General features: G+C 69.6%; 18 protein-coding genes. 10 read left to right on the top strand and 8 right to left on the bottom strand.

Annotated elements, in window-relative coordinates:
* Nucleotides 1–15: 15 nt before the first annotated feature.
* The gene (locus Q8W71_RS10055; protein WP_305525222.1) at nt 16–1,068 is read left to right on the top strand and encodes an NAD(P)-dependent oxidoreductase; all 1,053 of its coding nucleotides are present in this window, start codon (nt 16–18) and stop codon (nt 1,066–1,068) included.
* On the opposite strand, the gene Q8W71_RS10050 is transcribed toward Q8W71_RS10055, so the two are convergent.
* Nucleotides 1,069–2,328: an MFS transporter gene (locus Q8W71_RS10050; RefSeq protein ID WP_305525221.1), complete on the bottom strand. Its 1,260-nt coding sequence runs from the start codon at nt 2,326–2,328 to the stop codon at nt 1,069–1,071.
* A gap of 421 nt (nt 2,329–2,749) precedes the next feature.
* On the opposite strand from Q8W71_RS10050, the gene Q8W71_RS10045 reads away from it, so the two are divergent.
* Nucleotides 2,750–3,307, top strand: coding sequence for a YgjV family protein (locus tag Q8W71_RS10045; protein WP_305525220.1), 558 nt, complete (start codon nt 2,750–2,752; stop codon nt 3,305–3,307).
* 12 nt (nt 3,308–3,319) lie between these two features.
* On the opposite strand, the gene Q8W71_RS10040 is transcribed toward Q8W71_RS10045, so the two are convergent.
* Nucleotides 3,320–3,568 (bottom strand): hypothetical protein, encoded by a 249-nt coding sequence (locus Q8W71_RS10040; protein ID WP_305525219.1) that lies wholly within the window; start codon nt 3,566–3,568, stop codon nt 3,320–3,322.
* Nucleotides 3,569–4,026: 458 nt separating this feature from the next.
* Between Q8W71_RS10040 and Q8W71_RS10035 the strand changes: the two genes are divergently transcribed.
* Entirely contained in the window at nt 4,027–5,103 is a 1,077-nt protein-coding gene (locus Q8W71_RS10035; protein WP_305525218.1) for an SGNH/GDSL hydrolase family protein, read from the top strand.
* A 36-nt stretch (nt 5,104–5,139) separates the two neighbouring features.
* Here Q8W71_RS10035 and Q8W71_RS10030 read toward each other — a convergent pair whose 3' ends face one another.
* Nucleotides 5,140–5,289, bottom strand: a complete 150-nt coding sequence (locus tag Q8W71_RS10030) for a hypothetical protein (RefSeq protein WP_305525217.1) — start codon at nt 5,287–5,289, stop codon at nt 5,140–5,142.
* Between the two features lie 115 nt (nt 5,290–5,404).
* Complete coding sequence (locus Q8W71_RS10025; RefSeq protein ID WP_305525216.1) at nt 5,405–5,935, bottom strand: cupin domain-containing protein; 531 nt, start codon at nt 5,933–5,935, stop codon at nt 5,405–5,407.
* Nucleotides 5,936–6,335: 400 nt separating this feature from the next.
* Between Q8W71_RS10025 and Q8W71_RS10020 the strand changes: the two genes are divergently transcribed.
* The 6 genes from Q8W71_RS10020 (at nt 6,336) to Q8W71_RS09995 (ending at nt 10,649) form a co-directional block, all read left to right on the top strand.
* A complete protein-coding gene (locus tag Q8W71_RS10020; RefSeq protein ID WP_305525215.1) occupies nt 6,336–7,103 on the top strand; it encodes a class I SAM-dependent methyltransferase in 768 nt (255 codons plus the stop codon).
* A 538-nt stretch (nt 7,104–7,641) separates the two neighbouring features.
* Nucleotides 7,642–8,040 (top strand): hypothetical protein, encoded by a 399-nt coding sequence (locus tag Q8W71_RS10015; protein WP_305525214.1) that lies wholly within the window; start codon nt 7,642–7,644, stop codon nt 8,038–8,040.
* A 338-nt stretch (nt 8,041–8,378) separates the two neighbouring features.
* Nucleotides 8,379–8,912 (top strand): DUF5131 family protein, encoded by a 534-nt coding sequence (locus Q8W71_RS10010; RefSeq protein WP_305525213.1) that lies wholly within the window; start codon nt 8,379–8,381, stop codon nt 8,910–8,912.
* The gene (locus Q8W71_RS10005; RefSeq protein WP_305525212.1) at nt 8,893–9,195 is read left to right on the top strand and encodes a hypothetical protein; all 303 of its coding nucleotides are present in this window, start codon (nt 8,893–8,895) and stop codon (nt 9,193–9,195) included. The genes Q8W71_RS10010 and Q8W71_RS10005 overlap by 20 nt, the downstream gene beginning before the upstream one ends.
* Nucleotides 9,196–9,198: 3 nt before the next feature.
* Nucleotides 9,199–9,555, top strand: a complete 357-nt coding sequence (locus Q8W71_RS10000; protein ID WP_305525211.1) for a hypothetical protein — start codon at nt 9,199–9,201, stop codon at nt 9,553–9,555.
* Nucleotides 9,555–10,649: a hypothetical protein gene (locus Q8W71_RS09995; RefSeq protein ID WP_305525210.1), complete on the top strand. Its 1,095-nt coding sequence runs from the start codon at nt 9,555–9,557 to the stop codon at nt 10,647–10,649. Before Q8W71_RS10000 ends, Q8W71_RS09995 begins: the two co-directional genes overlap by 1 nt.
* Here the strand turns inward: Q8W71_RS09995 and Q8W71_RS09990 are convergent.
* From Q8W71_RS09990 to Q8W71_RS09980, 3 genes are all read right to left on the bottom strand, one after another.
* The gene (locus Q8W71_RS09990; protein WP_305525209.1) at nt 10,627–10,920 is read right to left on the bottom strand and encodes a hypothetical protein; all 294 of its coding nucleotides are present in this window, start codon (nt 10,918–10,920) and stop codon (nt 10,627–10,629) included. The genes Q8W71_RS09995 and Q8W71_RS09990 overlap by 23 nt on opposite strands.
* A gap of 110 nt (nt 10,921–11,030) precedes the next feature.
* Nucleotides 11,031–11,297, bottom strand: a complete 267-nt coding sequence (locus tag Q8W71_RS09985) for a hypothetical protein (RefSeq protein WP_305525208.1) — start codon at nt 11,295–11,297, stop codon at nt 11,031–11,033.
* Nucleotides 11,294–11,806 (bottom strand): Arc family DNA-binding protein, encoded by a 513-nt coding sequence (locus Q8W71_RS09980; RefSeq protein ID WP_305525207.1) that lies wholly within the window; start codon nt 11,804–11,806, stop codon nt 11,294–11,296. Before Q8W71_RS09980 ends, Q8W71_RS09985 begins: the two co-directional genes overlap by 4 nt.
* A 115-nt stretch (nt 11,807–11,921) precedes the next feature.
* On the opposite strand from Q8W71_RS09980, the gene Q8W71_RS09975 reads away from it, so the two are divergent.
* Nucleotides 11,922–12,176 carry an Arc family DNA-binding protein gene (locus Q8W71_RS09975; RefSeq protein ID WP_305525206.1) on the top strand — a complete coding sequence of 85 codons (255 nt, stop codon included), beginning with the start codon at nt 11,922–11,924 and terminating at the stop codon, nt 12,174–12,176.
* A gap of 197 nt (nt 12,177–12,373) precedes the next feature.
* Here Q8W71_RS09975 and Q8W71_RS09970 read toward each other — a convergent pair whose 3' ends face one another.
* Nucleotides 12,374–13,528, bottom strand: coding sequence for an ISAs1 family transposase (locus Q8W71_RS09970; RefSeq protein WP_305525205.1), 1,155 nt, complete (start codon nt 13,526–13,528; stop codon nt 12,374–12,376).
* Nucleotides 13,529–13,613 lie beyond the last annotated feature (85 nt).

Raw genomic sequence — 13,613 nt, 5'->3', positions numbered from 1 at the left:
GCAGGAAACCGCGCCGTGAACGCAGACCCGAAGATCGTCGTCCGGCTGGACGTCTGGATGGACGCCGCCTTCGCCGAGCGCCTCGCCCGCGAGCCCGACATCGACCTGCGGACCTGTCCCCGCGCCGGGCCCGAGGCGGCGGTTCGGGCCGCGCTCGCCGAGGCGGTGGCCTACCAGATCACCCCGGCCAAGGACGAGCTGCCGCGGCGATACTTCGCCGACGCGGACCTCCTGGCGCGCTGCCCGCACCTGCTCTGCGTCTCCGCCACCGGCGCCGGCTGCGACACGATCGACATCCCGGCCTGCACCGCGGCGGGGGTGCTGGTGGTCAACCAGGCGGGCGCGAACGCCCGGTCGGTCGCCGAGCACACGGTCGGCGCGATCCTGGCGCTGGGACGGCGGATGACGGAGAGCGACCGGCGCCTGCGCCGGAGCCGTGGCTTCGCCCGCGAGGAGCTGATGGGCCGCGAGATCGCCGGCAAGACCCTCGGCCTCGTCGGCATCGGCGAGGTCGGCCGCCGCGTCGCCCGGCTAGCCGAGGCCTTCGGCATGACCGTGCTCGCCCACGACCCCCTGCTGGCACCGGAGGAGATCGCCGCCCGCGGCGCCGAGGCCGTGGCGTTCGAGGCGCTTCTGGAGCGCTCGGATGTCGTCTCGCTCCACTGCCCGCGCGACCCGGCCACGCTCGGGATGATGGGGGCGGCCGCCTTCGCGCGGATGCGCCGGGGCGCGGTGTTCGTCAGCACCGCCCGCGGCGGCATTCACGACGAGGCGGCGCTGGCGGCCGCGCTGGAATCCGGCCACCTCGGGGGCGCCGCCCTCGACGTGTGGGACGTGGAGCCGCCGCCGCTGGACCACCCCCTGCTCGCGCTCGACACGGTGCTCGCCACCTACCACACCGCCGGCGTCACCCCCGAGGCCCGCGCCGCCGTGGCCGGCTGGGCCGCCGACCAGCTCGTCGAGGTGCTGCGCGGCGGCCGGCCGCCCCGCCTCGTCAACCCCGAGGCGTGGCCCGGCTTCGTCGAGCGCCGCCGGGCCGTACTCGGCATCCCGGTCTCCGCCGGCTGATCAGCGCGCGCCCGCGGCGACGGCTGCCGGGCCCGCGCGCTCGGTGAGGAGCGAGGCCGCCCAGATCGCGAGGCCCCCGAGCGCCAGGACGACGCCGACCCACCCGGTCGCGGGCAGGCCGAAGCCCGCCGCGAGCGCGAGGCCGGCGAGCCAGGGCCCGAGCGCGTTCGCGACGTTGAACGCGGAGTGGTTGAGGGCGGCCGCCAGCGTCTGGGCATCCTCGGCCACGTCCATCAGGCGGGTCTGGAGGATGGTGGCGAGGCCGCCGCCGCAGCCGATCAGGAACACCGCCGGCCCCAGCGTCCAGAGGCTTCCCACCGCGAACGGGTAGAGGGCGAGCGCGGCGGCGCTCCACACCAGCGTCAGGCCGGCCGCGGGCATCAGCGCGCGGTCGGCCGCCCAGGCGCAGATGAGGTTGCCGAACGTGAGCCCGAGGCCGAACAGGGCGAGCACCGGCGGGATCGCCGCGGGCGGGGCGTGGGTCACCTCCAGCAGGGCCGAGGCGAGGTAGGTGTAGACCGAGAACAGGCCGCCGAAGCCGACAGCGCCGGTCGCCAGCGTCAGCCAGACCTGGCCGCGCCGCAGGGCGCCGAGTTCGCGCAGGGCGCTGGCCCCCGACGTCGCGGCCCCGAGCGGCGCGAAGATCCGCACCAGCGTCGCGGTCGCGAGCGCGAGGACGGCGACGAGGCCGAAGCTCCAGCGCCAGCCGGCGAGCTGGCCGATCGCGTTGGCCAGCGGCACGCCCACGACGGTGGCGACCGTCAACCCGGCGATCACCCGCGAGACCGCCTGGGAGCGGCGCGCGCGCGGGACGAGAGAGGCCGCCACCAGGGCCGCCACCCCGAAATACGCGCCGTGCGGCAGCCCCGCGAGGAAGCGGAACACCAGCATCGCGGCGTAGCTCGGCGCCAGGGCCGAGAGGCCGTTGCCGAGCGCGAACAGCACCATCAGGCCGACCAGCAGCGTGCGCCGCGCGATCCGCGCCGCCAGCACGGCGATCACGGGGGCGCCGACCACCACCCCGAGGGCGTAGGCGCTGATCACGTGGCCGGCGGTCGGCGCGTCGATGCCGAGTTCGGGGGCGAAGGCGGGCACCAGGCTCATCGCCGCGAACTCGGTCGTGCCGATGGCGAAGCCGCCCATGGCCAGGGCGAGAAGGACGAGGGTCGGATGGGCTCCCGGGGCGGGCGCGGGCGGTGCGGCCTCCGTCGCCGACGCGGAATCGAGCGGGGCGGCCGCGGGCAGGTCGATGAGCGTCATTGAACGTCCCTGACGGTCCGGTGCGGGGCGGGCGCCTCCCTCGACCGGCGCGGGTACGGGGCAGGAATGGTGCTGGATGGATGTCGCCGTCGCCGTGCGGCGAGGGCGCCGCCGACGATCCACGCTCCCGGGCCCATCCCGACAGGTGCGACCGGCCTTTCGCAGTGCAATACGCCTCGGAAGCGCGCGGATCGCCGGGGGATCGTGCAGCGCGGCGTTGCAGCCCGGGCATGGGCCGCGGGCGCGTCCGTCGAAGGATGGTCGAGGCCCCGGGGGGACCCGGGCGCGGGTGGTCGCTCCCGTCTGCGGCCGCCGCGCCACGTCGGGCTGCGCGCAGCGATGTCGTTAACGGACCGGTTACCATCGGGTCCTAGCGCATCGAGTGCGACACGCCGCAGGTTATGCGCCCAGCGTTGAGATCATGACCTTCCGCGATACAATTTCCATTGCGCTCGATGCCGTCATCGGTCGGATCGACATCTTCGGCGCGCTCGGCCTCGTGCTCGGCTTCGTCTCGGGAGTCATGCCCGGCCGGGTCGCGATCTTGGTCGCCTCTGCGGCTTGCTCGACCTGCTTCGGGCTACACTTTCTCCGGCTCGGCGCCGGCACGGGGGCGGCGATGTGCGCGCTCTCGGTCGCGCAGAGCCTCGCCGCGGCGCGCTTCGGCGGGCGGGATCGGCGCCCGGCGTGGTTCGCGCCGTTCTTCGGCGGCTGCCTCTGCCTCGTGCTCGGCCTGACGGCGGCGACGTGGTCCGGCTGGCCCTCGGCCTGCGCCGGCACGGGTGCGCTGCTGGCGATGCGGGCGCGGCTTCAGCCCGAGGCGGGGGCGATGCGCGCGAGCTTCCTCGCCGCCTCCCTCGCCTGGGCCGGCCACAACCTGCTCGTCGGCTCTGCCTTCGGCCTGACCTGCGATCTCCTCACCCTCTCCGGCCTGCTCCTGGCGATGGGCCGGGCCCGGCCGGCGACCGCGGCGGCCTGACCGCCGTCGGGATCAGTCCGCCGACAATCGGGCCTCATTGGCCGCGACGTGCTCGCGGTAGCGGGCGACCACGCGCTCGGGCGAGCCGCCGGTCATCAGCGTGCCCATCGCCTCGACGGCCGCCGCCATCTTCTCGGCGACCATCAACTGCGCCTCGACCCAGGCTGCCGGGCCGCCCCAGGCCAGCCGCACCAGCCGCAGTTCGACGACGCGCTCCGCCTCGACAGCGAGCAGGATCCACGGGCAGAAGACGTTGAGCACGGTCGAGTTCCTCACTACGGCGCGTGGATGACGGGCATCCTGCGCGTGCGATCGTTGCGGACGGGCTACCGGACCGGTCCCGCACAGAAAAAGGGCCACTCCCGAAGGAGCAGCCCGAAGTCTAGGGAGGAAACGCCCAAGAAGGGCTGCGGGAGGACGACGCCATCGCCATCCCGCAGTGCACAAATAGGACGTTGCGCTGCGAAATGCAACGACCCGTGGGTTGAATGCGACCGCGTGCCACTCCGGGCACCGGTGCTCCGCCCGCGCGGTGCCGGGCCGCGCGTCCGCGGGATCGCAGCCGCCGTCGGCGGCCGGCCCCGGCGCGGGACCCGTCGCGTGGAGGATCCGCACGCACCGTCCTTCGACAACCGTCGAGGCAGCCGGCATAAGCGGGCCGGAGGCGCGGTGCCGGACGAGAGTCGCGGGTTGAGGCCGCCGGACGGGAAGGCGCATCGATGGCATCAGCGCAGGACGAGGCCGCGCGCCGGGAGAAATTCCTCCATCACGTCCGCTATTTCGACGCCTCGGTGCGGTATCCCGCCCCCTATGTCGGTTTCACCGGGCGCCCGGGCCACCGGCCCGAGCACCAATGCCTGCCCTACGACGCCGCCGGCTTCCTCAACGCTGAGGCGGCCGGGCCGCGCACCGATCCGGATGAGATCCGTGTCTTCATGCTGGGCGACAGCACGATGCTGGAGGGCGCCGACTGGGGCGACCTCGTCCCCGGCCGCGTCGAGAATCTGCTGCGGGCGGCCTGCTCCGAGCGCGTCCGGGTCTACAATTTCGGTGCCGTCTCGTCGTGCACGGAGCAGATGTGCGCCCTGATCTGGGCCCGCCTGCTCGACCTCGACCCGGATCTGGTCGTCGTTCTGAGCGGCGGGACCGACGCCTTCCTGCCGCTGACCTTCGATCCGCGACCGGGATACCCGTACAACGCCTTCATCGGCGAGTTTCTCTACGCGCACTTCTTCAGTGAGAACAATGACAGGTCGTGGCAGTCGAGCCTCGACTACGACGGCGTGGTCGATGGCGCGTTCGATCTGCTGCGGCAGAACCGGCAGCGGGTCGGCTACGGCTCGCCCGATTGGGAAGTCGCCGTCGCGCGCAGCTACGAGGCCTCTCTGCGCAAGCTGGTCCGGACGGCCCGGGCGGTGGAGATCCCGGTCGTCTACGTCCTAGAGCCGATCGTCGTCCGCAAGCGCGACCCGATCGCCTCCGAGACCGCGCTCGCTTCGCCGGACACCCTCGCCTACCTCGCGCGGCAGTACGACCGCTTCGAGGCTTCGCTGGCGGACCAGCGGGCGCGGGACGTTCCCCGCAACCTGCGCCTCATCGATGCGAGCCGTGCCCTGACCGAGAGCGGCCCCGGCCTGTTCACCAACGTCGTGCACTACGATCCCACGGGCCGGGCGACGATCGGTCGGCTCATCGCCGACCATCTGCTTGAACCCGTTCGCCGGCGCCGCGACCGCGGCGCCCGGCGCACCGTCGGCGGCTGGCTGCGCGACCGCCTGCGCGCGACGCGGCGGTGACGACGGGCCGCGGACCGGCCGTTTCAGTCCGATCCGCTATCGGCTCTTTCCGTCTTTCTTGCCGCCCTTCTTGCCGAGTTCCGCCTGGGCCGCCGACGACGTGCGCGGATTGGACTTGCCGGCCCTGCTGGCCTTGGCGTTCGCCTTCTTGGCGGTCTCGCTGCCGTGTCCCTTCTTCTCCGTCATCGCCGTCTCCTCGGTCTTCGGCGGCAATGCGGATGGGGAGGGCACCGTTCCGGCGCGCGAGGCGGTCGGGATGCGGGCAACGGTCCCGACCCGTGCGCGCGGCCATTCCGACGGCTCACGGGTGCTTGTGGATGGGATCGACCCAGTAGACCGTCTCGGGCCGCTCGGCCGCGGCGACGTCGGGCAGGTTCACCACCACGGCCTCGTTGTCCGAGCGCACCAGCACGCAGTGCAGGGGCTCGTCGGTCGAGGCGTTGATCTCCTGATGGGGCACGTAGGGCGGCACGAAGATGAAGTCGCCGGGCCCGGCCTCCGCCACGTACTCCAGCCGCTCGCCCCAGCGCATCCGGGCACGGCCCGAGACGACGTAGATCACGCTCTCCAGCGCGCCGTGGTGGTGCACGCCGGTCTTGGCGTCGGGCTCGATCGCCACGGTGCCGGCCCAGATCTTCTGGGCGCCGACCCGGGCTGCGTTGATTGCCGCCTGCCGGAACATGCCCGGCGTCTGGGCGGTGTTGGGATCGAGCCGGTCTCCGGGAATCACCCGCACCCCGTCGTGCTTCCAGCGCTCTCCCGCCTCGCCGTGAGCGTGCCCGTGGTCATGCGATTCGGGCGCGTGGCTGTGATCGTCGCCGATGTCGTGCATATCGAACTCCTCCGGCCGCATCATCGCACGGCGGCGCCCGTCTCGGAAAACTTCGGCGCGGTTCAGATTCCGCGCGGCCCGTCCTCGTCGATCCGATCACCGTCGGCCCATCACGCCGCCGCGGCTCGACCCCGGAGCCGCCGGGCCGACGCGGTTGGCAGTCCTTGCCTCTGGCGGCCGCTCAGGCGCATAGGCCGGGGTCGGAGCCGGTGTCTCTCGTGCGCCCATCGATCGCTGCCGCGCGGTCCGGATTCGATCCCGGATTGCCGAGGGTGTCGCGGCGGTTGGCGGGCAGTGCGACAGATCTGACGTTGATCGCCCGGCGCGGACGCACCCGGTCGGGAGCGCGGCAGGTCAGTTCGATTCCCGTTGTGCGTGTATTTCTCAATCGAGGTCTGGAATGTCCGGGGAAAGAGAATTCGTTAGATCTGAACCGACTCTGCAGAACGTCCTGGACATCTTTCACGGCGAATGGTCGACGATCATGCCCTCGGACCTCGGGGCCGTCTCCCATCCAGGCTTGGCACACCTGTTCGAGGATCCGCGCATCGCCTGGGCCAATCGGGTTCTCGGTCCCTTCACAGATCTCGACATCCTCGAACTCGGGCCGCTCGAGGGCGCGCATTCCTACCTGCTGGAGCGGCTCGGAGCGTCTTCCGTGACCGCAATCGAGGGAAACGCGCGCGCCTTTCTCAAATGCCTCTGCCTGAAGGAGGTCATGGGCATGAAGCGGGTGAGCTACAAACTCGGCAACTTCGTCCCCTATCTGACGTCGTGCCAAGACTTCGATGTCATCATCGCCTGCGGTGTGCTCTACCACATGACGGATCCGCTCCTGTTGCTCGAACGGATCGTGAGCAAGTCCGATCGGGTGATGATATGGACGCACTACTACGATCAGGATGCGATCAGTGCTCGCGAAGATCAGATCCAGTTCACCAAGCCCACCGCGCTGAACGGAACCCGCTATCGCGGATCCAGGCGCTTCTACCCGGAGGCGGCGCTGTCTTGGAGGGGTTTCTCCGGAGGATCTGAGAACTACGCGGTCTGGTTGGAACGCGACAGCCTGATCCAGTTCTTCATCGACCGCGGCTTCGAGACGAGCGTCGACTTCGACAACCTCCCCAACCCGAACGGACCCGCACTGGCGATCTGCGCCAAGCGCTGAAGCGGTCGGACATTCGCCGCGATGGACGGTCGCTTCCGCGTTGGAACCCGGTTCTCCACCCGGCAACGGTCGGCCAGGCGATCACCATCGGCGGTGATGTGGGCGACCATCGTCGAACCGACGCGGGTCCCGCGCGCCAAGCATGCTCAAGCGGCGGCCGAGGCTGCTGGGACTGGCGGCGCCGCGGCCGAGCCGCGAACGTCCATCACCCGAAATCGGAAGCGGCCCCGCCGACTCAGAGGCCCCACCGACCGAGATCCGGACAGGGATTGCCAGAACGTCGGCGCGAGGATGTCGCGGACATCAACTCGTCGAGGCATTCGGAATTATAGATTCTGGATGTTCTTGGTGGGCGCACTAGGGTTCGAACCTAGGACCCGCTGATTAAGAGTTGCCTGCGATAGCAACGATTTCAACGGCCATTCCGATACGTTCTTGATCCGTACTAGGATTGAAGACTCAAAGGAATTTGGCCTTGTCGGAATACCGGAAGTCCCCGAGACGAGCCCCCTCCCCTGTCTCGGGGGGAGGCCGGGCGATGAGGATCCGAGCCTCCGAGAGCGAGCAGGCGAGGATCCGCGCCCAAGCCGCCGAGATGGCCTATGTGCCTGCGGTCAAGCATCTCCGGATGCACATCGGCACGCCTCTCACCGAGTCGATGCAGATCGCACGGCAGATTGCCGACGAGATGCCGGACAGTCCGCTGGCGAGGTCAATGCCGCCTAGGCCTGAGCGCGTCCTGCTCCGCGAGCGCGGTCAGATCACCGCCGAGATCGAGAAGGCGGTCGCCGGTTGCTGCTTCCCGTCCAACCCCGACATGAGCGGCGATCCTCGTCGGAAGTTGTCACCCTCTCAGATGCGGCGCGTCGAGGTCTGCGCCGAAGCCATCATGGAGATCTTCCGGGAGGCCGGCTTCCAGCCGCCGGCAGAAGCGTGACCACTTCCCTGGATCTCTCCCCGGATCACGGTGTGTCTGGGGTTGGGGGCTTGGGTTTGCGGGAGGGGGCGGGGGAGGCGTTGAGCCCCCTTTCGATTAGCAGGCGCGCGGCTTCCGATTTGTTCGGGATAGGCCGCTGAGCCGCCCGCCATTCCTCAATGCGCTGCAACAGGTCTTCGGTCGCGATCACGTTGATGCGGCCGGACGGGCTGTCGTTGCTCAGCTTCGGGGGCAAAGTCGCTGCGGCCTGTGATCTTGCGACGCCCATAGCTTCCCCTTGCGCGTTCGTCTATCATGTCATAATGTCATAATGAACGTTGTGACACAAGGAGGCCAGGGTGGCTGAGTTCAGCGCTATTGAGTGGACCACGCACACGTTCAACCCGTGGTGGGGCTGCACCAAGGTCGGACCCGGATGCGACCACTGCTATGCCGAGACGTTCGACCGGCGCGTCGGCGGCTCGCACTGGGGCGCAGGCTCGCCGCGGCGACTGGTGAAGGACTGGTCCGGCCCGCGAAAGTGGAACGCGGCGGCGGAGCACACGGGCGAGCGGCCTTGGGTCTTCTGCGCCAGCATGGCCGACGTGTTCGACAACGAGGCGCCGCCGGAGTGGCGCAACCGGCTGTGGAGCCTCGTTCGCGAGTGTCGGAACCTGCGCTGGCAGTTCGTGACAAAGCGGATTGGCAACGCCCCCAAGATGCTGCCGGATGACTGGGCCGAGAACTTCGGCCACTGCGGCCTGCTGGCGACCATCGTCAATCAGGAGGAGGCGGATCGGGATATCCCGAAGCTTCTCACCACGCCGGCCGCGTGGCGCGGGCTACCGGTTCGAGGCCGGCAAGGCCGTCGAGGTGCCGGACGAGGTCTATGACAAGCTGTCCAAGAACCCGTGGTTCAAGGGCGACCGGAAGGCGGCCGAGCGCCTGACGACCGGCTCCGGCGTCAGCCCGGGGCCGTCCTCGGGTATCGACTCGTCCGTGATGCCGGCCTACGCGCCCGGCAGCGGCATGAAGCACGATCCCGAGACAGCCATGACCGCCGAGGGCATCAAGCCGTCGGGCGACCTCACCGACGCGGACATGGTCGACAACGCCACGTCAGTCGAGGATCCGAAAGAGGCCCGGAGGGCCGGTCGGGTCCCGAGCAAAGGCTGATCGGTGGCCGTCTACAACCGCGAAGACCTCGTCCAGCGCGTCCTGGCGCGGCTGGGCGAGGTCGGCTTCGGCCAGACCGCCGAGCCGGAGGCGCGCGCCCGCGTGTCCGATGCGCTCGACGGCATTCTGGACGAGATGGAGTTGGACCGGGTCTACGATTTCGCATCGTCGTCTGAAATCCCCGGCGCCGCGATGGATCCGCTCTCGGCCATCGTCGCCTCGCGCTTGGCCGACGATTTCGCGCTCTCGTCCGAGGAGGCGACCCTGCTCGCCGCCCGCGCACAGGGCGCCGAGATGCGCCTGCGCCGTTACCGCGCCCTGTCGTCCTCGCGGACCTATACCCGGGGCCACTACTTCTGATGGTCGCCCTCGCGTTCCCGACCTCGTCGAGCCCCGGCGCCATCCCCGGCGAGGGCTCCGGCCGCCTGATCAACGTCCTGGCCGTGAAGGACGGCGCCGAGGTGCGCTACGTGCCCGCGCCCGGCCTTGATGTCGTCGCGAGCCCCGGCTTCGGCGCGCCCCGCGGCGGCCTGCTGGTCGATGACGCCCTGCTGCTGGCGCGGGCCGACAACCTGTTCGCGCTGGACGCCGGCTTCAAGCTCAAGCGCATCGGCGCGCTGCCCGGGTCCAAGCCCGTCACCATGGCGCGCGACAACTTCGCGATCTCGGCCGGCGGCCCGCACATGGTGATCTGCGGCGAGACCGGCGTCTTCGTGGTCGGGCCAGACGCCAACGGCGTGCAGGGCGTCCAACCCTACCCGAACAACACCTCGTCGGGCGCCTCCATCGGCGCGCCGACCTCGGTGGCGTTCCAGGACGGTTACTTCTTTTTTCTGTACGACGACGGCGAGCTGCTGGCGACCGGCACCACCGCCACGCCGACCAACACCCTCGACTGGTCGGACCAGAGCTACACCAAATGCGAGAGCAAGCCCTGCAAATGGCTGCGGGTCACGGCCTCGGGCGGGCAGATCTGGGCCTGGGGCGAGACCTCGACCGAGGTCTATTCGGACCAGGGGCTTCAGCCGTTCCCCTACGCCCGCGCGCAGGTGATCCCGGTCGGGCTGCTCGGGCCCTGGTGCATCGCTGGGTTCGAGGATGGCTGGGACGGCCAGCAGATCTTCGTCGCGGCCGACGGATCGGTGCGGCAGCTCAACGGCTACACCCCGGCCCGGATCTCGACGCGCGCCGTGGAGCGGGCGATCGAGGCCGCGATGAGCGGGGACGTGCTGCGCGCCTGCGCCTACACCTTCGGCGGCAACGCGATCTGGTCGTTGTCCGGCCCGGATTGGACCTGGGAATTCAACGCGAACACCCAGGCGTGGCACGAGCGCGCGTCGCAGGGCATGGATCGCTGGCGGGCCGAGGCGAGCGTCTTGGCGTTCAACCGCTGGTTCCTCGGCGATGTCGGCAACGGCGATGTGCTGGTGCTCAACCCCGACAACCGGTCTTGATCAGCGCCGCGATGCCGCCCAGGCCGCCGACAACCACGATCATGATGGTGATGACATCGAACTTGGAGGGCAGCTTATCGATGTCACGGCGCAGCCCGTCGCCCACGGTGCTGAGATTGGCGAGCCGGCCGTCAAAGCCTGCGAGGCTCGTGCGGACCTCTCCCGCGGTGCGCTCCAACGTTGCGGTGTCGGCCTTGGCGTCGAGCTTCACGCTGATCTCACGGAGCGTCCCCGCGATATCCGCAAGCTGCGTGGTCGCGGCCTCGGTCATGGCTCAGTGGGCTCGGCGGTCCGCCCACTTCGCGTAGCGAATGGCGCCGAGGCCCAGCGCTAGGGCAGCAGCGGGCACGAGCAGCAGGGCGAGGATGTCGAGGTAGGGCATCACTTCAGCTCCCCGAGGTACACGCGAGCCCGATAATGTAGGGCCGCGCTGACGATCCAGCAAACGAGCGAAATGAGGATGACAGCCCAGGTCGGCACGCCCGACGTGGCGTTGGTGTAGAGCACGGCGAAGATCGGGGTGAGGCCGCCGACCGTGAAGACCCCGCCCGCGACCGTGTTCACGTAGGAGGCGGTGAGCTTGGTGCGCTCGTTGTGGACCGACTTGGCGCGCTCCTCGGCTTTCTTCTCATCTTCAAGGAGGCTCATCGATCAGGGGTCTCGGGGTCTTTGCTGTTGAGGGCGCGAGTGCGGGGCTTGGGCAAGGACGCCTCCTCCGGCGGGATCGCCTCGGAGGCGGCTTGTGAGGCCAAAAATTCCTTTTCTTCGGCATCCAGCGGGACGTTGTGCTTCGTCTTTGCCTCAATGATTGCGGTCAAGAAGTGATCTCTGGCATTCTTGTCGGGATCGAAAACGTTCAGACCAAGCTTCTCAAGACCCGCAATCAGTTTCATGGTCGTAGCTAGGTTTGACTGAGCCTGCCGTCTAATCTCATGAAGCAGAATGCTGGTGTCTGGGTTGCTTTGCTTAAGCCAATGATCGATTTGGTCGAAGCCATCCGAGTTGCTGATCTCAAGAGACGACTTCAGCCGAGCGACAATCTCGGCGTTCATGGAGCGGTTGTTCGCCTCTGCTTCGGCTTTCAGGCGGTCGCGCATGCCATCAGGCAAGCGAAGCATAAACTGATCGAGGTGCCGGCTGGGCGTGTCCTGGGCCATGCCCGTGCATAATCGCCTGAGGCTATGATTTTCCATCGTAGCCTATTGCTAGGTCGCTCAGGACGTGCGAGCATAGCCTTAGGATAGGTCGTCGTGACCATCTAGCGAGGAGGCCATGCAGATCGCACCCAGAGCAAGTGAGCAGTTCCAGTTGCGATTGCCGGGCGGAATGAGGTCCCGCATCGCCGAGCGCGCCAAGGTCAACATGCGCTCAATGAACAGCGAGATCGTCATGATTATCGCGAACGCCCTCGGTGACGAGGGTCCACCGGCGACGGGGACGAGCTTCCCGGCACACCCCGCCGCCGGTTCCGACGACACCGCCCTGGCAGGCGGTCCCGCTACCCAGGCAGTGGAGATGCCCAGGTGACACAAGATAGCACGAAAAGCGGCTTGCCCGCGCTCGTCTACAAAGGCGAGGTGATCCACGAGCGGCACGAGATGCTGTCGCTGACCGACATGTGGCGGGCAGCGGGGTCGGACCCGTCGCGGCAGCCGGCAGAATGGAGCCGATCCGCAGATGCGGTCCGGTTCATCGAGTTCCTGACCGTCTCCCATAACCCAGGGCTACCGCATTTGGCTGATGAGGTCGGCGAGGTAGTCGTCGTTCCATCCGGCCAACTGTCGTTTGGTGTGCAGGGAGCCCTTCGTGGCGTCCTGGCGGATCAGGCCGAGGGCGAGGCGGCGCAGCAGGGCGAGGTTCTGGGCGGTGACGGCGTTGCGGGTGAGGATGGCGTCCTCGCGGAAGGCGACGTCGAGCAGCCAGTGCTGGTGGTTCTCGATCGACCAGTGGGCGCGCACCACGCGCAGGACCTCGGCGGGGTCGAGCCGCTGCGAGAGGGCGACGTAGCGGGTCTGGGGCGGCTCGGCCTCGGCAGGGGCGTCCACGTGCGTGCTGCGGCGCAGGCCGTCGACCCGGGCGATGGCGCACAGGCCGGCGAAGCCGTAGCGTTCGGCCCAGCCCGGCACGGCCCGGACCCAGGCGCGGCGCTCCTCGTAGCGGCCGTGGGCGGTGTGGCTGGTGCGGACGGCCGTCTCGGCATCGGCCTCGCCCAGCAGCGCCTGGGCGGCCGCGTGCAGCGGGCCGCGGTTGCCCTTGAGGATCAGGGCGTAGGCTCCGCCCCGTTCCAGGATGGCGGCGGCCGTGGCGCGGTTGCCGTGCAGGGCGTCGGGCGTGACGACGGCATCGCGCAGGTCGAGCAGGGCGATGACCTCGCGCGCGGCGGTGACCTCGCTGCGGTTGCGGGCGTGGCGCTGGGCCAGGACGAGGCGCTGCTCGGCGGCCCAGGCGGTGACGAGGTGCAGCGGGGTCGAGCGCCCGGCGCTCTGGATGGCGCCGCGCAGGGACTTGCCGTCGAGGGCGACGATGCGCGGGCGGCCGGTGCCGTCGGGCTCGTCCTGCGCCGCTTGGTCCTGCGCCGCTTGGTCCAGGGCTTTGGCGAAGGCGGCCATGAAGGCGCGGAACGCGGCCTCGAAGGCGAGCGGGTCGAGCGCCTGGAACAGGCGGCTGAAGGTGTCGTGGCTGGGCGCGCCGTGGGCGAGGCGGACGAAGCGGCGCAGCAGCGGCAGCTTGGCCCGGGCGAAGGTGGCGATGTCGACGCAGGTCTGGGCGCCGCACAGCGTGGCGGCCAGGGCGACCAGCAGAACCTCGTCGAGCCGATGGCGGGCGTTGGCCGCCCGCGGGTCCGGCACCGCCGCGAACAATCCTTGCACGGCCAGCATCGATCGCCTCCTGCGTCTCAGGAGGCGTCAACGCATCGCCTTCAGCCCAGATCGAACCCCAAACAACCCATATGCAATCGCCCTG

Origin of the sequence: Methylobacterium amylolyticum, from assembly GCF_030700245.1 — a bacterium.
Classification (GTDB): domain Bacteria; phylum Pseudomonadota; class Alphaproteobacteria; order Rhizobiales; family Beijerinckiaceae; genus Methylobacterium.
Note: the sequence above shows the minus strand (reverse complement) of the source record. Positions and strands in the feature narration are given on the sequence as shown.